The sequence below is a fragment of the Bacteroides sp. f07 genome (genome assembly GCF_042854785.1).
In the GTDB taxonomy this organism is placed as follows: domain Bacteria; phylum Bacteroidota; class Bacteroidia; order Bacteroidales; family Bacteroidaceae; genus Bacteroides.
In genome coordinates this window covers 266422-286970 of sequence record NZ_BAABXI010000001.1, presented here as the reverse complement: position 1 = coordinate 286970, position 20549 = coordinate 266422, and the positions used below count along the sequence as shown (strand labels likewise).

The 20549-nt window shown below is 44.0% G+C and carries 20 protein-coding genes; 16 read left to right on the top strand and 4 right to left on the bottom strand.

All coding sequences use genetic code 11. The annotated features are described in order from the left end of the window. Window positions 1-30 precede the first annotated feature (30 nt). The 13 genes from ACGHVY_RS01275 to miaA all read left to right on the top strand — a co-directional run bounded on the left by ACGHVY_RS01275 (window position 31) and on the right by miaA (window position 12946). A complete protein-coding gene (locus ACGHVY_RS01275; RefSeq protein ID WP_390596563.1) occupies window positions 31-777 on the top strand; it encodes a shikimate dehydrogenase family protein in 747 nt (248 codons plus the stop codon). 52 nt (window positions 778-829) lie between these two features. Then, window positions 830-1780, top strand: coding sequence for an alpha/beta hydrolase (locus ACGHVY_RS01270; protein ID WP_390596560.1), 951 nt, complete (start codon window positions 830-832; stop codon window positions 1778-1780). 72 nt (window positions 1781-1852) lie between these two features. Beyond that, complete coding sequence (locus ACGHVY_RS01265; RefSeq protein WP_390596557.1) at window positions 1853-2770, top strand: TPM domain-containing protein; 918 nt, start codon at window positions 1853-1855, stop codon at window positions 2768-2770. 48 nt (window positions 2771-2818) lie between these two features. Continuing rightward, window positions 2819-3400, top strand: a complete 582-nt coding sequence (locus tag ACGHVY_RS01260) for a LemA family protein (protein WP_390596554.1) — start codon at window positions 2819-2821, stop codon at window positions 3398-3400. A gap of 156 nt (window positions 3401-3556) precedes the next feature. Beyond that, window positions 3557-4723 carry an AIR synthase related protein gene (locus ACGHVY_RS01255; protein WP_390596551.1) on the top strand — a complete coding sequence of 389 codons (1167 nt, stop codon included), beginning with the start codon at window positions 3557-3559 and terminating at the stop codon, window positions 4721-4723. A 3-nt stretch (window positions 4724-4726) separates the two neighbouring features. Beyond that, window positions 4727-5839, top strand: a complete 1113-nt coding sequence (gene prfA, locus ACGHVY_RS01250) for a peptide chain release factor 1 (protein WP_308746492.1) — start codon at window positions 4727-4729, stop codon at window positions 5837-5839. An 83-nt stretch (window positions 5840-5922) separates the two neighbouring features. Next, a complete protein-coding gene (pyrF, locus tag ACGHVY_RS01245) occupies window positions 5923-6753 on the top strand; it encodes an orotidine-5'-phosphate decarboxylase (RefSeq protein WP_308746493.1) in 831 nt (276 codons plus the stop codon). 78 nt (window positions 6754-6831) lie between these two features. After that, a complete protein-coding gene (locus ACGHVY_RS01240) occupies window positions 6832-8061 on the top strand; it encodes an HD domain-containing protein (protein WP_390596547.1) in 1230 nt (409 codons plus the stop codon). Between the two features lie 82 nt (window positions 8062-8143). Beyond that, window positions 8144-9184, top strand: coding sequence for a UDP-3-O-(3-hydroxymyristoyl)glucosamine N-acyltransferase (gene lpxD, locus ACGHVY_RS01235; RefSeq protein ID WP_390596545.1), 1041 nt, complete (start codon window positions 8144-8146; stop codon window positions 9182-9184). 11 nt (window positions 9185-9195) lie between these two features. Beyond that, entirely contained in the window at window positions 9196-10581 is a 1386-nt protein-coding gene (locus ACGHVY_RS01230) for a bifunctional UDP-3-O-[3-hydroxymyristoyl] N-acetylglucosamine deacetylase/3-hydroxyacyl-ACP dehydratase (RefSeq protein ID WP_308746496.1), read from the top strand. 19 nt (window positions 10582-10600) lie between these two features. Continuing rightward, window positions 10601-11368: an acyl-ACP--UDP-N-acetylglucosamine O-acyltransferase gene (lpxA, locus tag ACGHVY_RS01225; protein ID WP_308746497.1), complete on the top strand. Its 768-nt coding sequence runs from the start codon at window positions 10601-10603 to the stop codon at window positions 11366-11368. Between the two features lie 21 nt (window positions 11369-11389). Further along, window positions 11390-11944, top strand: a complete 555-nt coding sequence (locus ACGHVY_RS01220) for an IS1096 element passenger TnpR family protein (protein WP_308746498.1) — start codon at window positions 11390-11392, stop codon at window positions 11942-11944. A 102-nt stretch (window positions 11945-12046) separates the two neighbouring features. Next, entirely contained in the window at window positions 12047-12946 is a 900-nt protein-coding gene (miaA, locus tag ACGHVY_RS01215) for a tRNA (adenosine(37)-N6)-dimethylallyltransferase MiaA (protein WP_390596541.1), read from the top strand. Between the two features lie 37 nt (window positions 12947-12983). On the opposite strand, the gene ACGHVY_RS01210 is transcribed toward miaA, so the two are convergent. The 3 genes from ACGHVY_RS01210 to ACGHVY_RS01200 all read right to left on the bottom strand — a co-directional run bounded on the left by ACGHVY_RS01210 (window position 12984) and on the right by ACGHVY_RS01200 (window position 15416). After that, window positions 12984-14636, bottom strand: coding sequence for a M56 family metallopeptidase (locus ACGHVY_RS01210; RefSeq protein WP_390596538.1), 1653 nt, complete (start codon window positions 14634-14636; stop codon window positions 12984-12986). Between the two features lie 23 nt (window positions 14637-14659). Beyond that, window positions 14660-15028: a BlaI/MecI/CopY family transcriptional regulator gene (locus ACGHVY_RS01205; RefSeq protein WP_390596537.1), complete on the bottom strand. Its 369-nt coding sequence runs from the start codon at window positions 15026-15028 to the stop codon at window positions 14660-14662. 85 nt (window positions 15029-15113) lie between these two features. After that, on the bottom strand, window positions 15114-15416 hold the full coding sequence (locus tag ACGHVY_RS01200; protein ID WP_308746502.1) for a hypothetical protein: 303 nt from the start codon (window positions 15414-15416) through the stop codon (window positions 15114-15116). Window positions 15417-15584: 168 nt separating this feature from the next. Between ACGHVY_RS01200 and ACGHVY_RS01195 the strand changes: the two genes are divergently transcribed. From ACGHVY_RS01195 to ACGHVY_RS01185, 3 genes are all read left to right on the top strand, one after another. Then, complete coding sequence (locus tag ACGHVY_RS01195; RefSeq protein ID WP_390596535.1) at window positions 15585-17795, top strand: S9 family peptidase; 2211 nt, start codon at window positions 15585-15587, stop codon at window positions 17793-17795. Beyond that, entirely contained in the window at window positions 17795-18643 is an 849-nt protein-coding gene (gene lipA, locus ACGHVY_RS01190; RefSeq protein ID WP_308746504.1) for a lipoyl synthase, read from the top strand. The genes ACGHVY_RS01195 and lipA overlap by 1 nt, the downstream gene beginning before the upstream one ends. Window positions 18644-18705: 62 nt before the next feature. Continuing rightward, window positions 18706-19824 (top strand): hypothetical protein, encoded by a 1119-nt coding sequence (locus ACGHVY_RS01185; RefSeq protein WP_390596533.1) that lies wholly within the window; start codon window positions 18706-18708, stop codon window positions 19822-19824. On the opposite strand, the gene ACGHVY_RS01180 is transcribed toward ACGHVY_RS01185, so the two are convergent. Continuing rightward, complete coding sequence (locus tag ACGHVY_RS01180; RefSeq protein WP_308746506.1) at window positions 19790-20494, bottom strand: SAM-dependent methyltransferase; 705 nt, start codon at window positions 20492-20494, stop codon at window positions 19790-19792. The two genes, ACGHVY_RS01185 and ACGHVY_RS01180, sit on opposite strands and share 35 nt — an antisense overlap. Window positions 20495-20549 lie beyond the last annotated feature (55 nt).

Below are 20549 nucleotides of genomic sequence, written 5' to 3'. Positions count from 1 at the left end.
TATGATTGATTAATTTAACCCTTTCGTATTATGGAAAAATATGGTTTAATCGGCTACCCACTGAGACATTCATTCTCTATCGGATACTTTAATGAAAAGTTTAAATCTGAAGGAATTGATGCGGAATATGTGAATTTTGAGATTCCCCAAATCAATGATTTCATGGAAGTGATTGAAGAGAATCCTAGCCTGCGGGGTCTTAATGTTACTATCCCTTACAAGGAGCAAGTCATTCCTTTCTTGAGCGAGTTGGATCCTGATACTGCCAAAATCGGCGCTGTGAACGTAATCAAGATTATCCGCCAACCGAAAGGGAAAGTGAAGCTGGTCGGCTATAATTCTGATATTATCGGATTTACTCAATCCATCCAACCCTTATTGCAACCTCATCACAAAAAGGCTTTGATTCTGGGCACCGGCGGAGCTTCCAAAGCCGTTTACCACGGACTTAAAAATCTGGGAATCGAAAGTATATTCGTTTCGCGCACTCACAAAGCGGACGGTATGCTGACTTATGAGGAACTAAGCCCTGAAATCATGGCAGAATATACGGTAATCGTTAACTGTACTCCTGTAGGTATGTTTCCCAAGGTCGATTTCTGTCCCAATATTCCTTATGAATTGATTACTCCGAACCATTTACTCTACGATTTGTTATATAATCCGAACGTTACCCTTTTCATGAAAAAGGGAGAAGCACAAGGCGCTGTCGTAAAAAACGGTCTTGAAATGTTGCTTCTTCAGGCATTTGCCGCTTGGGAGATCTGGCATAAATAGAATCTCTCCCACCCTTTTCCAAGGCGAGAGAGTAAAAAGGTAAAGGTATTATATGAAGAGAAAAGTAGTTTATAGCATTATCATCGCCCTGTTGATGTTGACCGGTTGCACTATCGGAGGAAGTTTCTATATGTTGAACTTCTCTTTAACTCCGAACGTAAAGATTTTGTCCAAAGATGCAGATTCTTATCCCTTCATGTACAAAAACTACCCCTTTCTACGCCCATGGGTGGATAGTCTGCGACAAGCAGATGCACTGAAAGATACTTTTATCATCAACCCGCATGGCATACAGCTTCATGCTTACTATGTCGCTGCTCCCGAACCTACCAACAAGACAGCGGTTATTGTCCACGGCTATACGGATAATGCTATTCGTATGTTTATGATCGGCTATCTGTATAACCGTGATTTAGGCTATAACATTTTACTTCCCGACCTTCAGCATCAGGGAGAAAGTGAAGGCCGCGCCATTCAGATGGGCTGGAAAGACCGTTTGGATGTGTTGCAGTGGATGAATATCGCCAACGGAATTTTCGGAGACAGCACACAGATGGTGGTACACGGCATTTCGATGGGTGGCGCAACCACAATGATGGTGTCCGGCGAGGAACAGCAGCCTTTTGTAAAATGCTTCGTAGAAGATTGTGGCTATACCAGCGTATGGGATGAATTTTCTCATGAGCTAAAATCATCTTTCAGTCTTCCGCCTTTCCCGCTAATGTATACCACAAGCTGGCTATGCGAAAAGAAATACGGTTGGAACTTCAAAGAAGCTTCTTCACTGAAACAGGTGGCGAAATGTGAGTTGCCGATGCTGTTTATCCATGGGGATAAAGATACATATGTGCCGACTTGGATGGTTTATCCCCTTTATGAAGCAAAGCCGGAACCTAAGGAACTCTGGATTGTGCCGGGTGCCGCCCATGCCGTCTCATACAAAGAAAATAAACAGGAATACACCGATAAAGTCCGTGAGTTCGTCGGGCGATATATTCATTAAACCTATTATAACAAGGAGTTTTAGATTCATTAGGGAAAAAGTTTCTATATTTGTATCCGTAAAACGACTGTTATGAAATCAATTTTCACACTTATAATCTTCACTTTTCTACTGATTCCCTTACAGGCTCAAGAAAAAGTATATACGGTAGACAATCTTCCGAAAGTTCATCTGCAAAATAAAACGCAGTATGTTTGTAACCCGGCGGGAGTACTTTCACAGGCAGCTTGTGACAGTATAGACACCATGCTTTATGCCTTGGAGCAGCAAACGGGAATTGAAACGGTAGTTGCCGCAGTGCCTTCCATCGGAGAGGAAGACTGTTTTGATTTCTGCCATCAATTACTCAACAAATGGGGAGTGGGAAAGAAAGACAAAAACAACGGTCTGGTTATTTTGCTGGTTACCGATCAACGTTGTATCCAGTTTTACACCGGCTATGGTTTGGAAGGCGTTCTTCCCGATGCTATTTGCAAGAGGATTCAAACGAAGTATATGATTCCTTATCTAAAAGACGGAAACTGGGATGCAGGAATGGTAGCAGGCTTGAAGGCGACTTGCCAGCGGCTTGACGGTTCTATGGAGAATGACTCCCTTTCCGATTCAAGCGACAGTAGTCCATTCGATTTTATTCTTGCTGTTTTCTTCTTTATTCTGATTGGAGGAGGTATTGCTTTCTTTGCCGCACGCAAACAAAGCCGTTGCCCGAAATGCGGAAAGCATACGTTACAGAGAAGTAGCAGCAGAGTAGTTTCCCGAATCAACGGAGTAAAGACCGAAGATGTCACTTATACGTGTAGAAACTGCGGACACACCCTCGTACGTCGCCAACAAAGTTATGAGAACGATTATCACCATCGCGGTGGCGGCGGAGGACCGTTCATTGGCGGAATGGGTGGTGGAAGTTTCGGCGGAAGCGGCGGTGGCTTTGGCGGAGGCAGCTTCGGCGGCGGAATGGGTGGCGGCGGTGGTGCCGGCTCACGGTTCTAAAAATAAGATTCAGAAATCAGATTATCAATATCAATAAAAACAATAAACATGAAAAAGTCAATTATCATCATTTTAGCTGTTGTAGCTATTCTTGTCATCTGGGCAGTCAGCGTATATAACGGTCTGGTCACTATGGACGAGCGTGTAAGTGGGCAATGGGCGAATGTAGAAACTCAATACCAACGCCGTGCCGACTTGATTCCCAACCTGGTAAATACAGTGAAAGGATATGCAACGCACGAAAAAGAAACATTGGAGGGAGTGGTTGCCGCACGCAGTCAGGCAACCCAGATAAAAGTGGATGCCGCCGACCTGACACCGGAAAAACTCGCCCAATATCAGAAAGCACAGGGCGCTGTAACTTCCGCATTAGGTAAATTATTAGCTATCACAGAAAATTATCCTGATTTGAAAGCTAATCAGAATTTCCTTGAGTTGCAGGCACAATTGGAAGGGACTGAGAACCGTATCAATGTAGCACGCAAGAACTTCAACGATGCCGCCCAAGCTTACAACACCAATATCCGCCGTTTCCCAAAGAACATCTTTGCAAGAATGTTCGGCTTCGATAAGAAAGCATATTTTGAAGCGGAAGAAGGTAGCGAGAAAGCGCCGAAAGTAGAGTTCTAAGAAAATCTGCTGAAAAGACTTTGCCGTTGACTAAAAGTATTCGTATCTCATTAGGCACGAAAACTTTATTAGTCAGCGGCATTTCTATTCAGATAGTTGTCTGTACGAAAAAAAAGCAGTACTTTTGCAGCCGTATACAAAATAATTCTATAACTCATGAGTAATCAACGATACATGATGCGTGGAGTAAGCGCATCAAAAGAAGATGTGCACAACGCCATCAAGAACATCGACAAAGGAATTTTCCCGAAAGCATTCTGCAAAATTATTCCCGATATATTGGGAGGTGACCCTGAATATTGCAACATCATGCATGCTGACGGTGCCGGAACCAAATCTTCCCTTGCTTATATGTACTGGAAAGAAACAGGTGACTTGTCTGTCTGGAAAGGAATCGCCCAAGATGCCTTGATTATGAATATCGACGACCTGCTTTGTGTAGGTGCCGTAGATAATATTCTTGTCTCTTCAACTATCGGACGTAATAAGTTATTAATCCCGGGAGAAGTGATCTCCGCCATCATCAACGGAACAGACGAATTACTTGCCGAACTCCGCGAAATGGGGGTAGGCGTATATGCAACCGGTGGCGAAACTGCCGATGTAGGCGACCTGGTACGCACTATCATAGTTGACTCTACCGTAACTTGCCGTATGAAACGTTCGGACGTTATCAACAATGCCAATATCCGTCCGGGCGATGTAATCGTCGGTCTTGCTTCTTACGGACAGGCCACTTACGAAAAAGAATATAACGGCGGCATGGGCAGCAACGGTCTGACAAGTGCCCGCCATGATGTATTTGGCAAATATCTTGCTGAAAAATACCCGGAAAGTTACGATGCGGCAGTTCCCGAAGAATTGGTTTACTCCGGCGGACTGAAACTGACTGACAGTGTAGAAGATTCTCCGATCGACGCGGGTAAATTAGTGCTCTCTCCCACCCGCACTTATGCACCGGTAGTAAAGAAACTGCTGGATGCATTACGTCCCGAAATCCACGGAATGGTTCACTGCTCCGGTGGTGCGCAGACTAAAGTACTGCACTTTGTTGAAAACGTCCGTGTTGTAAAAGACAATCTTTTCCCAGTTCCTCCATTATTCAAGACTATTCAGGAACAAAGCGGTACCGATTGGGCGGAAATGTATAAAGTATTCAACATGGGACACCGCCTTGAAGTTTACCTGTCACCGGAACATGCAGAAGAAGTTATCGCTATTTCCGAATCATTCGGTATCCTGGCACGGATAGTAGGACGCGTTGAAGAATGTGACAACACAGAGTTAATTATCAAGAGCGAGTTCGGAGAATTCAGATATTAAAGAATGGCAGAGAACAGTACCCTATTAGAAAAATTAGACGGTCTTGTAGCCCGTTTTGAAGAAATATCAACCCTTATCACCGACCCGGCAGTAATTGCCGACCAAAAGCGCTATGTCAAGCTGACCAAGGAATATAAGGAACTGGATGACTTGATGAAAGCCCGCAAGGAATATATCCAATTGCTGGGTAACATTGAGGAAGCCAAAAGTATCCTTTCCAGTGAGTCGGATGCCGAAATGCGTGAAATGGCTAAAGAAGAAATGGATAATAGCCAGGAACGCCTTCCGGTATTGGAAGAAGAAATCAAACTGATGCTTGTTCCCGCCGACCCGCAGGACAGCAAGAATGCGATTCTTGAAATCCGTGGTGGTGCAGGTGGTGACGAGGCGGCTATCTTTGCCGGCGACCTCTTCCGTATGTATGCCAAATTCTGCGAAACAAAAGGCTGGAAGATGGAAGTCTCCAATGCGAACGAAGGAACGGCAGGCGGATTCAAGGAAATTGTTTGCAGCGTCACAGGTGACAATGTTTACGGAATCCTGAAATATGAATCGGGCGTACACCGCGTACAGCGTGTTCCCGCCACAGAAACCCAGGGACGTGTACATACTTCGGCAGCTTCGGTAGCCGTACTTCCCGAAGCGGAAGAATTCGACGTAGTCATCAATGAAGGCGAAATCAAATGGGATACTTTCCGAAGCGGTGGTGCCGGAGGACAGAACGTAAATAAAGTAGAATCCGGAGTACGCCTGCGCTATATATGGAAGAACCCGAACACAGGCATTGCCGAAGAAATCCTGATCGAATGTACCGAAACACGCGACCAACCGAAAAATAAAGAACGCGCACTGGCGCGTCTCCGTACTTTTATCTACGACAAAGAACATCAGAAGTATATCGACGACATTGCGTCCAAGCGTAAGACAATGGTATCGACCGGAGACCGTTCGGCTAAAATCCGCACATACAACTATCCGCAAGGACGTATCACCGACCACCGCATCAACTACACGATTTACAATCTGGCTGCCTTCATGGACGGAGATATCCAAGACTGTATCGACCACCTGATTGTGGCTGAAAATGCGGAACGACTGAAAGAAAGTGAGTTGTAGAAAATAGAAAGTTGAGAGCGGGGCTTTAATGAGAGCGGAGCTTTAAATTGTAAATAGTAAATCGTATAATAGTAAATAACAAGATGGATAAGCAACAATTATTTGAAAACATAAAACGCAAGAAATCATTCCTTTGCGTAGGGCTTGATACCGACATCAAGAAAATCCCGGAACATCTGTTGAAAGAAGAAGACCCTATCTTTGCATTCAACAAGGCCATCATCGACGCGACAGCGGATTTGTGTATTGCCTACAAACCTAACTTGGCTTTTTACGAAAGCATGGGCGTAAAAGGATGGATTGCATTTGAAAAGACAGTAAAATACATCAAAGATAATTATCCCGACCAGTTCATCATCGCCGACGCAAAGCGTGGCGACATCGGAAACACTTCCGCCATGTATGCCCGCACTTTCTTCGAAGAACTGGATATCGACTCTGTCACAGTAGCTCCTTATATGGGCGAAGACAGCGTCACTCCGTTCCTTACTTATGAAGGAAAATGGGTAATCCTGCTTGCGCTGACTTCCAACAAAGGTTCTCACGACTTCCAGTTGACAGAAGACGTGAACGGTGAACGTTTGTTTGAAAAAGTACTGCGCAAATCACAGGAATGGGCAGGCGACGACCGCATGATGTATGTGGTAGGCGCAACTCAAGGACGCGCTTTCGAGGATATCCGCAAGATTGTCCCCAATCATTTCCTTCTTGTTCCCGGTGTCGGCGCACAAGGCGGTTCACTTGAAGAAGTTTGCAAATACGGTATGAACAGTACCTGCGGATTAATTGTCAACTCATCCCGTGGTATCATCTATGTGGATAAAACGGAGAAATTTGCCGAAGCTGCCCGTACTGCCGCACAAGAAGTACAGGCACAAATGGCTGAACAGTTGAAAAAAGTGATTAACGATTAATGATTAACGATTAGCACTACGCAGCATATTGCGCACAGCCACTAATCACTAATCACTAACCACTAAACCGTTAATAAAGTGCCTTACGAAAGAAAGATAATCAATGACCCGGTATTCGGGTTCATCAATATTCCAAAGGGGCTGCTGTACGATATAGTACGGCATCCCCTTTTGCAGCGTCTTACCCGCATCAAGCAGGTAGGGCTCTCGTCAGTGGTATATCCCGGTGCACAACACACCCGTTTCCAACATTCTTTGGGAGCTTTCTACCTGATGAGTGAAGCCATCACGCAACTGGCATCCAAAGGTAACTTCATCTTTGACAGTGAAGCGGAAGCCGTACAAGCCGCCATCCTGCTGCATGACATCGGACACGGTCCTTTCTCTCATGTATTGGAAGACACTATTGTAAAAGGTATTCCTCACGAAGAGATTTCTCTTATGTTGATGGAACGGATGAACAAAGAGATGAACGGGCAACTCAGTCTTGCCATTCAAATCTTCAAAGACGAGTATCCGAAACGTTTCCTGCACCAGCTTGTCAGCGGCCAGTTGGATATGGACAGGCTCGATTATCTTCGTCGTGACAGTTTCTATACGGGAGTTACGGAAGGAAATATCGGTTCGGCACGAATCATCAAGATGCTTGATGTTGCGGACGACCGGCTCGTAGTTGAATCCAAAGGTATTTACTCCATCGAAAATTTCCTCACCGCACGCCGCCTGATGTATTGGCAGGTATACCTGCACAAAACTTCAGTAGCTTACGAGAAGATGCTTATCAGCACTCTTTTGCGCGCCAAAGAACTGGCATCACAGGGAGTAGAGCTGTTCGCATCGCCTGCATTGCATTTTTTCCTTTACAAAGATATCACTCCTGCCGAATTCTACAACAACCCCGATTGTCTGGAGAATTTCGTCCAACTGGATGATAATGATATATGGACGGCTTTGAAAGTATGGAGTAACCATACAGACAAAGTTCTTTCCACTTTAAGTATGGGAATGATTAACCGGAATATCTTTAAAGTGGAAATTTCGTCGGAACCGATTGGTGAAGACAGAAAAAAAGAATTAACTTTGCAAATCAGCCAGCAACTAGGCATAACACTTTCCGAAGCGAACTATTTTGTCTCTACCCCCAGCATCGAAAAGAATATGTACGAACCGGCGGATGACAGTATTGATATTATCTACAAAGACGGTACGATTAAAAATATCGCCGATGCATCGGATATGTTGAACATCTCGTTATTGTCCAAAAAGGTAAAGAAATACTATCTCTGCTACCAGAGATTACATAGATAAGTATAAAATATTCATGCAATAACACGGAAATCTGAAAAAAAAGTCCGTTATTTGTGAACTAATTAAATTTTAAATTAAAGACATGGAGTTCTCGGCTAAGCAAATTGCAGCATTTATCCAAGGGGAAATCATTGGAGACGAAAACGCTACGGTACACACATTCGCTAAAATAGAAGAGGGAATGCCCGGAGCTATTTCTTTCCTGTCAAATCCCAAATACACACCTTACATCTACGAGACACAATCAAGCATTGTCCTGGTTAATAAGGACTTCACTCCTGAACATGAAATCAAAACAACCCTTATCAAAGTAGACAATGCATACGAGAGCCTGGCGAAACTGCTCAATCTTTACGAAATGAGCAAACCGAAAAAACAGGGTATCGACTCATTAGCATTTGTTGCCCCCAGTGCCAAGATTGGTGAGAACGTATATATAGGTGCTTTTTCCTACATCGGCGAAAATACCGTGATTGGAGATAACACTCAGATTTATCCACATACTTTTGTTGGAGACGGTGTGAAGATAGGCAATAATTGCCTGCTTTATTCTCATGTAAATGTTTATCATGATTGCCGCATAGGGAATGAATGTATCCTGCATTCGGGCGCAGTAATCGGGGCGGACGGATTCGGCTTTGCCCCTACTCCGGACGGATACGACAAGATTCCTCAAATCGGAATCGTTATTCTGGAAGATAAAGTGGATATAGGTGCAAACACTTGCGTAGACCGTGCTACGATGGGAGCTACGGTGGTACATAGCGGTGTCAAGCTGGATAACCTGATACAGATAGCACACAACGACGAAATAGGTTCGCATACCGTAATGGCCGCACAAGCAGGCGTCGCCGGTTCTACCAAAATAGGCGAATGGTGTATGATCGGCGGGCAGGTAGGTATAGCCGGCCACTCAAAAATAGGAGACAAAGTAGGCTTGGGCGCCCAATCCGGCGTCCCCGGGGATATCAAATCCGGCAGCCAGCTTATCGGAACTCCCCCTATGGATCTAAAACAATATTTCAAGGCATCTGTTGTACAAAGAAGCCTGCCGGATATGCAGAAAGAACTGCGTAACCTGCGCAAAGAAATCGAAGAATTAAAACAACTATTAAATAAGTAAATAAGTAGCCAATGCTGAAACAAAAAACGCTGAAAGATAGCTTTTCACTGAGCGGGAAAGGTCTTCACACTGGACTTGACCTCACTGTTACATTTAATCCTGCTCCGGACAATCATGGATACAAAATCCAACGGATTGATCTGGAAGGACAACCAACTATCGATGCAGTAGCCGACAACGTGACAGAAACCACCCGTGGTACTGTATTGTCGAAGAATGGAGTCAAAGTAAGCACCATCGAACATGGTATGGCAGCCCTTTACGCATTGGGCATCGACAACTGCCTTATCCAGGTAAACGGCCCGGAATTTCCCATCTTAGATGGTAGTGCACAATATTATGTACAAGAAATAGAACGTGTAGGGACAGTAGAACAAAATGCTGTCAAGGACTTTTATATCATCAAGTCAAAGATTGAATTCCGGGACGAATCAACAGGTTCATCCATCATTGTACTGCCGGACGAGAACTTTAGTCTGAACGTACTGGTTTCCTACGATTCAACCATTATTCCGAACCAGTTTGCTACACTTGAAGATATGCATAATTTCAAAGACGAAGTGGCCGCCAGCCGTACATTCGTCTTTGTCCGCGAAATAGAACCGCTTCTTTCTGCGGGATTGATAAAAGGAGGCGACCTGGACAATGCAATCGTAATCTACGAACGCAAGATGTCACAGGAAAGCTACGACAAATTGGCTGATGTAATGGGAGTTCCTCACATGGATGCCGATCAATTAGGTTACATCAACCACAAGCCGTTGGTTTGGCCGAATGAATGTGCCCGCCACAAACTGCTGGACGTTATCGGTGACCTTGCTTTAATCGGCAAACCGATTAAAGGACGTATCATCGCTACCCGTCCCGGACACACAATCAATAACAAGTTTGCCCGCCAGATGCGGAAAGAAATCCGCCTGCACGAAATACAGGCGCCGGGCTATGACTGTAACCGTGAGCCGATAATGGACGTAAACCGTATCCGCGAACTGTTGCCGCACCGTTATCCTTTCCAACTGGTGGATAAAGTGATTGAAATCGGTGCCAACTATATTGTAGGTGTCAAGAATATCACTGCCAACGAGCCTTTCTTCCAGGGACATTTCCCGCAGGAACCCGTTATGCCGGGTGTACTTCAAGTAGAGGCAATGGCGCAAGTAGGCGGTTTGCTTGTTCTCAACTCGGTTGACGAACCGGAACGTTACTCTACCTATTTTATGAAAATAGACGGCGTGAAATTCCGCCAGAAAGTAGTGCCGGGAGACACACTGATATTCCGCGTGGAATTATTAGCGCCTATCCGCCGTGGCATCTCGACCATGAAAGGTTACGCATTCGTTGGGGAAAAGGTGGTTTGCGAAGCTGAGTTCATGGCACAAATAGTAAAAAACAAGTAATTAACAATTGGAAATTCAAATGATAAGTCCTTTAGCGTATATTCATCCCGAAGCTAAAATCGGGGAAAATGTAGAAATTGCGCCTTTTGTATTCATAGATAAAAACGTGGTTATCGGCGACAACAATAAAATTATGGCTAATGCCAATATTTTATATGGTTCACGTATTGGTAACGGAAATACGATTTTTCCGGGTGCTGTTATCGGAGCCATTCCGCAAGACCTCAAGTTTCGCGGTGAAGAGTCGACAGCCGAAATCGGAGACAATAATCTGATTCGTGAGAACGTGACAATCAACCGTGGCACGGCAGCTAAAGGGCGCACAATCGTGGGCAACAACAACTTGTTGATGGAAGGTGTGCACGTGGCACACGATGCGCTGGTCGGTAACGGATGTATCATTGGCAACTCGACCAAGATGGCAGGCGAAATTGTGATTGATGACAACGCCATTGTCAGTGCCAATGTATTGATGCACCAATTCTGTCATGTAGGCAGTCATGTGATGATTCAGGGCGGATGCCGTTTCAGCAAAGATATCCCTCCTTACATCATTGCAGGACGCGAACCAATCGCTTTCAGCGGAATCAACATTATCGGTCTGCGTCGTCGCGGTTTTGCCAATGAAGTGATTGAAAATATTCATAATGCCTATCGTATCATTTATCAAAGTGGGCTGAACACGACAGAAGCATTGAAAAAAATTGAAGATGAATTTGAGAAAAGTCCCGAAATCGACTACATTATCAACTTCATCCGTAATTCAGAACGTGGTATAATTAAATAAACAGTTCAAAATAGTCATATTATGATATACAGGTTTACTATCATATCTGATGAAGTTGACGATTTTGTCAGAGAAATACAAATTGACCCGGAAGCTACATTTTTTGACTTCCATGAGGCAATACTAAAATCAGTTGGGTACACAAACGACCAAATGACTTCTTTCTTTATCTGCGATGATGACTGGGAAAAAGAAAAAGAAGTGACTTTGGAAGAAATGGACGACAACCCGGAAATGGATAGCTGGGTAATGAAGGAAACTACTATCAGCGAACTGGTAGAAGATGAAAAACAGAAGTTGCTGTATGTATTCGATTATATGACAGAGCGTTGCTTCTTCATCGAGTTATCTGAAATCATTACCGGAAAGGAAATGAAGGGTGCCAAATGCACCAAGAAATCCGGAGATGCTCCCAAACAAACGGTCGACTTTGAAGAAATGGCTGCTGCAGGTGGCTCTCTCGACCTGGACGAAAACTTCTATGGTGACCAGGACTTCGATATGGAAGACTTCGACCAGGAAGGATTCGATATTGGCGGTGACGCAGGCGGCTCTTACGAAGACGATAAATTTTAATTTAACGATTAGTGGTTAGTGATTAATGATCAACGCTGTGCAGATATTCGCATCGCATTAATCACTAATCACTAATCATTAATCACTAATCACTTAAGTCCATTGTCTACCCTCATTGTTCTTATAGGTCCTACCGGTGTAGGGAAAACCGAATTAAGCCTGCGAATAGCAGAGAATTTCCGGACAAGCATTGTATCTGCCGATTCGCGGCAACTTTATGCCAAATTAAAAATAGGTACGGCAGCACCTACGCCCGAACAGCTTGCACGTGTGCCCCATTACTTAGTCGGCACACTACATCTTACAGATTATTACAGTGCCGCCCAATATGAAGCGGAAGCATTGGAAATCCTTGAAAAGTTATTTGCAAAACAGGAAGTCGTGGTTCTTACCGGCGGCTCGATGATGTATGTAGACGCTATTTGCAAAGGGATTGACGACATTCCTACCGTCGATGCGGAAACCCGCCAACTCATGTTGCAGAAATATGAGGCAGAAGGACTTGAACAACTCTGTGCCGAACTCCGCTTATTAGACCCGGAATATTATCGCATTGTAGATTTAAAGAATCCCAAGCGAGTGATTCATGCGCTGGAAATCTGCTATATGACCGGACGCACTTACACTTCTTTCCGCACACAGCAGAAGAAAGAACGCCCATTCCGTATTATCAAAGTAGGGCTAACCCGTGACCGGGAAGAACTTTACGACCGTATCAATCGCCGCGTAGACATGATGATGGAAGAAGGACTGTTGGAAGAAGTACGTTCCGTACTTCCTTACCGTCACCTTAACTCTCTTAATACAGTAGGATACAAAGAATTATTCAAGTATCTGGATGGAGAATGGGAACTCCCTTTTGCCATCGAAAAGATAAAGCAGAATTCCCGTATTTATTCACGCAAGCAGATGACCTGGTTCAAGCGGGATGAGGAAATACGCTGGTTCCACCCGGAACAAGAAACGGAAATACTTGCGTACCTCCGTCGGACTTTACAATAACCATTGATTCTACTTTAATAAAAAAGCCACATTACTTCTATTTATTAGGAATAATCGTTCTTGAATCGGCCTTTAATGTAATCGTATCTTTAGATTTCCCGACAACAATCGCTTTACTCTGACGAATCTGATATTCTTCATCTGTAAGCATGTTTATAAGAATCACCCCACTTTTCCCTTTATCCCCATATATTGCCTGAGCCGATTTATCCTTTAACACAGATATACTCCTTATACGATCCGGAGAGATTTTGTACAGTGGGTCTTCTCCCAAAACTTCTTTACCATCAATAATAACAAGTGGGTCTCCACCATTAGCTGAACGGAAGTGGACTCCCCAATTCTTTGTATTCCCATTAAGTGCATCTAACTTCTTGCTCACATCGGGTTTTAAAACGACTTTCGTCGACTGAAATTCTTCTTCCGAATATAATTGTATATCCATCACTCCCCCTTTTCCCCGTTCTCCATAATTTTTCATTGCGTCTTTAGCATCCGTAACAGATATGCTTTTTATACGTTTCGGTTCCAATGCATTGACTACCGTCATATCTGATTCCTTTCCATTGATAATAATCAATGGTGTTTCTTTTGGACTAGCCTTAGTCATAGACACAGACATCCCATTTCTCTTAAATCTAAAAAGAGAATCTTTTTCTTCCTTACGATACCCTGTCACTACCACAACATCAGTCTTTGTTGTATCAACAGGCACTTTAACATCATTTTCTTCAGTTTTCGTTTCAACAGTTTCCGCCAAATCATTAACTTTGACTGCTGAAATCTCTTCTACTTTCTCAGAGATTTCGGGACGGGCGAAAGCAGTTACTGCAATAGCAGCTAACGGAAGTACATACAGGTACTTCAAACGAGCCCATGGACTTGATTTTTCTTTTAACATCATAGTGATACGCTTTTTAAGTTTACTGTGATTAAAGCTGTTGGCCATAGAGTAGAGCCTTGTGCCAACGGCTTTTTTTATTAATAATAGTTGATATTCCTTCGCGTTTACTCCTTCATTAATAACCGTCTCGTCGGCTTCATATTCATGGATATTCTGTAATTCCTGTTTGAGCAACCATGCGCCAGGATTGAACCATTGGAAGAAAATACAAATATCCGCCAATAATAAATCTATGGAATGACGGTGACAAATATGCGCCGTTTCGTGAATCAAAATCTCCCGCCCATTCTCTTCCAGGTCCTTCCGGCTGATTACGATATACTTCATCCAACTAAACGGAGTGATTGTCCGGTTATGCACCACAAGAGTAATACCCTTCTCCAACTTCTCATGTCTACCCGAATATATCAGCCTGAAAAGACAAATCAAAGAACAGATATTGCGACAAGCAAAAAATACAATGCCTGCCAAATAAACCAATAAAACAATTTGTATCCAGGAAACAGAAGGCACTTCCTGTATTACAGCTCCCACTTCCGGAGTTATTGCGTTCAGTTCCGCCATCATCAACAACTGCTCGATAGAAAGTACAGCCTGCTGTACTTCGACCTGATGCCGGGTAGTCATCTCAATGCAAGGGATGAGCAACGAGAAGAACAACACTCCCAACAAAGCAACCCGATTGAAACGGTGGAAAGTCTCCTTGCTCAATAATAAGCGGAAAAACAGGTAAAATAAGACAAGGCAGACAGATGATTTCAATATATAAATGAAGAAAACTCCCATAGTATAGATTTTCGTTTAACAGATTAGTCTTTCTTATCGGACTGCTCCACTTCACTGATGAGCTGCTTCAGCTCATCCAAAGAAATATCTTCTTCTTTGACTAAAGAAGAGACAGCGCTTAAATAAGAATTATTAAAATACTTGCTAATCACATTCCGAAGCGTTCGCTTACGAAAGTCTTCTTCACTGACCACAGGATAATATTGATAGGTATTACCAAACATATAGTGAGCCAGGAAACCTTTGTCTTCCAACCCACGCACGATAGTAGATAATGTATTGAAATGTGGCCTCGGTTCTTCATAGAAAACCAACATTTCTTTCACGAACAAGGGGCCTTTTTCCCAAAAAAAGCCCATGATTTCTTCCTCTTTTGCTGTTAATCCTTTCATACTTGCAACATTATTTGCTGCAAATAACGAAAAGTTTTAGTTCACAAACTAATTTTCCTAGTTAAAGTAAACTAAAGCTTATAGTTTACCCGCATAACTTATCAACAATGAAGTTGCCGATAAAGAATAAATCGCCCATAAAAACAATACTGAACACTAGAAAAGTAAAACAAGTACTCCAACGAGCACCGCCCTCTTCTTCGCCGCGCTTGATACGAAGCAGGGAACTATACAGACAATCACCCGCTATGAACAATACAAATAAACTCGGTATCAGGTCGCCCCATGACACCAACCAGAGATTATCCCCCTTCCCCAGCAGGAAGGTCAACGCCACTGCCAACAAGAAAACAGAAGCATACTGCAAGTCTTTCCTTTTTGAATTCATAGTGGTAATATTTTAAAGTACTTTTCACAAAGATATCGAATCTCACCCAATAATCCCTATCAAAACCGCATAAAAATCCATCAGGTTTTGTTGAATCTAAGTTTATTGTTACTTTTGCAAGTACGAATAAAAACCAAAACTGAATTATAAAAGCAATAATAAAAGCAGATGAAAAAAATCAGCATCACTTTATTACTCTGCCTTATCTGTTTGACCGGAATGGCACAAGGACAAAAGGCACTTGATTTAAAAGACATCACCTCCGGACGTTTCCGCCCGGAAAACATTCAGGGAGTCATCCCCACACCCGACGGTGAGCACTACACACAGATGAACGCCGAAGGCACACAAATCATCAAATATTCTTTCAAGACAGGTGAGAAAGTAGAAGTTATCTTCGATGTGAACACTGCACGCGAATGTGACTTCAAGAACTTCGACAGCTATCAGTTCTCACCCGACGGTCAGAAATTGCTGATTGCCACCAAGACGACTCCGATTTACCGGCATTCTTATACAGCCGTACATTATATCTACCCTTTGAAACGAAATGATAAGGGCGTTACGACAAACAACATTATTGAACGGCTGTCTGACGGCGGACCTCAACAGGTCCCCGTCTTTTCTCCGGACGGCACAATGATTGCTTTTGTCCGCGATAACAATATTTTCCTTGTCAAGCTGCTATACGGCAACAGCGAAAGCCAGGTGACTGAGGACGGAAAACAGAACTCCATCATCAACGGTATCCCGGACTGGGTGTATGAAGAAGAGTTCAGCTTCAACCGTGCTTTGGAATTCAGCGCTGATAATACGCAGATTGCCTTTATCCGTTTCGATGAATCGGCAGTTCCTTCTTATACGTTCCCGGTATTTGCCGGACAAGCCCCCCGTATCGATGTTCTCAAGGATTATCCGGGAGAATATACCTATAAGTATCCGAAGGCCGGCTACCCGAACTCAAAAGTAGAGGTACGCACGTATGATATTAAATCGCACGTTACCCGTACGATGAAACTTCCGCTTGACGCGGACGGATATATCCCCCGCATCCGTTTTACCAAAGATGCCAACAAACTGGCAATCATGACCCTGAACCGTCACCAGGACCGCTTCGACCTTTACTTTGCCGACCCGCGCTCCACGCTTTGCAAACTGGTATTGCGTGACGAATCTCCTTATTATATTAAAGAAAACACTTTTGATAACATCAAATTCTACCCCGATTATTTCAGCCTGCTCAGTGAACGTGACGGTTACAGCCATCTCTACTGGTACAGCATGGGTGGCAACCTTATCAAAAAGGTAACAAACGGAAAGTTTGAAGTAAAAGACTTCTTGGGATATGACGAAGAAGACGGTTCTTTCTACTACACAAGTAATGAAGGAAGCCCGCTGCGCAAAGCCGTCTACAAGACAGACAAGAAGGGCAAAAAGATTAAACTATCTCAGCAGACAGGAACAAACACCCCGCTTTTCAGTAAATCAATGAAGTATTATATGAACAAATTCACCAACCTGAACACTCCTATGGTGGTGACGTTGAACGATAATTCGGGTAAAACACTCAAGACATTGATTACGAATGACAAGCTAAAAGAAACATTGTCAGGATATGCAATACCGCAGAAAGAGTTCTTCACTTTCCAGACTACGGACGGCGTAACTCTGAACGGATGGATAATGAAACCTGTAGATTTCTCCACATCGAAAAAGTATCCGGTACTGATGTATCAATACAGCGGTCCGGGCTCCCAGCAAGTATTGGACACTTGGGGTATCAGTTGGGAAACATACATGGCAAGCCGCGGATTCATCGTTGTATGCGTGGATGGTCGTGGAACAGGCGGTCGCGGAGAAGCTTTCGAGAAGTGCACCTACTTGAAAATCGGAGTGAAAGAAGCCAAAGACCAAGTGGAAACCGCTCTTTACCTCGGCAAGCAACCTTACGTAGACAAAGACCGCATCGGTATTTGGGGATGGAGTTACGGCGGATACATGACTCTTATGAGTATGAGTGAAGGAACTCCCGTATTCAAGGCAGGAGTAGCCGTTGCCGCACCGACCGACTGGCGTTTCTACGATACGGTTTATACCGAACGTTTCATGCGTACTCCGAAAGAAAACGCCGAAGGCTACAAAGCATCATCCGCTTTCACCCGTGCCGACAAGTTGCATGGCAACCTGTTGCTTGTGCATGGCATGGCAGATGATAATGTACACTTCCAGAATTGTACCGAGTACGCCGAACACTTGGTTCAACTCGGCAAGCAATTCGATATGCAGGTATATACCAACCGTAATCATGGAATATACGGTGGAAATACCCGCCACCACTTATACACACGGTTGACCAACTTTTTCTTGAATAACTTGTAATGGCGGATAGAGTACGTAAGCCCGAATGGCTGAAAATTAATATCGGTGCCAACGAACGATACACCGAAACCAAACGGATTGTTGACTCCCACTGCCTGCATACCATATGCAGCAGTGGGCGTTGCCCCAATATGGGGGAATGTTGGGGGAAAGGTACTGCCACCTTTATGATCGGAGGTGACATCTGTACCCGCAGTTGTAAATTCTGTAACACACAGACCGGACGCCCGCATCCGTTGGATACGAATGAACCAACCCATGTAGCAGAATCCATCGCACTGATGAAACTGGATCATGCCGTCATCACCTCCGTAGACCGGGACGACCTTCCCGATTTGGGAGCGGAACATTGGGCGCGTACCATCCATGAAATCAAACGCTTGAATCCTCAGACTACTATCGAAGTACTGATACCCGACTTCCAAGGTAAAATGGAACTGGTAGACCTCGTAATAGAAGCCTGTCCCGACATCATTTCACACAATATGGAAACCGTGCGCCGCATCAGTCCGCTGGTACGCAGTGCGGCCAATTACGATACGAGCCTGCAAGTTATCGGACGTATCTCTTCCAAAGGAGTCAAATCCAAAAGCGGCATCATGGTCGGCTTGGGAGAGACTTCCGAAGAAGTGGAAATATTGATGGACGATTTATTGGCGGTCGGCTGTCAGATTCTCACTATAGGACAATACCTGCAACCCAGCCACCGTCATTATCCTGTTGCAGAATATGTGACTCCACAACAATTTGCAAAATACAGGACTACGGGATTAGCAAAAGGATTTAACATCGTAGAGAGCGCTCCTCTTGTCCGTTCATCCTATCATGCAGAGAAACATATCCGTTAGCAAACAAAACACAGACACTATTTGTTTTACTTGTAGAACCGGCAAATAAACATAAAGTAGAAATGGATCATAAAGGAGTACTTTCTTCCGCGTTTAACATGTCAATGGGTTTTATCCCCGTTATTATTTCCATTTTATTGTGTGAATTTATAACGCAAGACACGGCTATTTACATCGGTACAGGCATAGGTATCGTAGGTATATATCTTTCCCTGAAACGAAAGGGGATACTAGTTCCTAACTTTATCCTATATATAGCGACCGGAATGCTGGCGCTATTGTCTTTAGCCGCACTTATTCCCGGTGATTACGTTCCGCCCGGTGCACTTCCCCTCACATTGGAAGTCAGCATCCTTATTCCCATGCTGATACTTTATATGCATAAGAAGAGATTTATCAATCACTTCCTGAAGCAGATAGGTTCCTGCAACAAACGCTTGTACGCACAAGGGGCGGAAGCTGCCATCGTTTCGGCACGCATCGCTTTAATCTTCGGTGTACTGCATTTTGTCATTATCAGCATCGCTGTTGTTTTCCAAGACCCGCCGAGCAAGACGAGCGAACTCGTCCTCTATAAAATCCTACCCCCTACTGTCTTCATTCTGAGCATCGTGTTCAATCAAATAGCCATCCATTTCTTCAATCACCTGATGTCTCACACGGAGTATGTGCCTATCGTCAATACCAAAGGAGACGTGATTGGGAAAACACCCGCTATTGAGGCAATCAATTACAAGAATGCCTATATCAATCCGGTGATAAGAATTGCCGTGTCTACCCATGGGATGCTATTTCTCTGCGACAGACCGTCAACAGCCATTTTGGACAAGAATAAAGTAGACATTCCAATGGAATGCTATCTTCGCTACGGAGAGTCTCTGACAGCAGCCGCTACCCGTCTGATGAATAATGCCCTTCCCCAAGTCAATGACATCAAATCGGAGTTCAACATCGCCTATCACTTCGAGAATGAAGTGACCAACCGTCTTATCTACCTGTTCATCGTAGATTTGGATGACGATTCAGTCCTCTGTACTCCCCGCTTTAAAAACAGTAAGCTATGGAGTTTCAAGCAGATTGAAGAGAACTTAGGCAAAGGATTCTTCAGCAGTTGCTTTGAAAACGAATACGAACATCTGAAAAATGTTATTTGTATAAGAGAAAAATACAAGGAATCTTAGACAAATCAGGCACGTGCCCTTTCCAGTCTTTCACCGTACGCGTCTGTATATACTCTCCTTCGCAAGTGATATTGGCGGCAATACACAGTTTTGTCTGCGGACGGCAATTCTGTAGAATATCTTCCACCATTTTATGATTCCGGTAAGGAGTCTCAATGAAAAGTTGCGTCTGGTTCTCGGCATACACACGCTGCTCTAACGCTTTCAGTTTCTTTCCACGCTCGCCCGGTTCAATCGGCAGATAGCCGTGGAACGCAAAACTCTGGCCGTTAAACCCCGACCCCATCACGGAAAGAATGATAGAAGAAGGTCCAACCAAAGGAACGACTTTCAACTTTTTACGCTGTGCAATAGCCACTACATCCGCTCCCGGATCGGCAACAGCCGGACAGCCTGCCTCAGAGATGACCCCCATTGAAGCACCGTTTATCAAAGGTTTCAGATAACCGGAAATGTCTTCGGGCGAAGTATGCTTGTTCAATGGGTAAAACGTCAGTGCATCAATATCAATCTCCCTGTCCACCTTTTTTAAGAAACGGCGGGCGGAACGGACATCTTCGACTATAAAATACCGGATACCGGAGATAATCTCCTTATTATAAGAAGGCAATACCTTTTCAATAGGCGTATCACCTAAAGTCACGGGCAACAAATAAAGGGCAGTTTCCACTTTAAAATGAAGAATTAAGACTATACTTTACTATTAAAAATCAAATAAGGTTTTG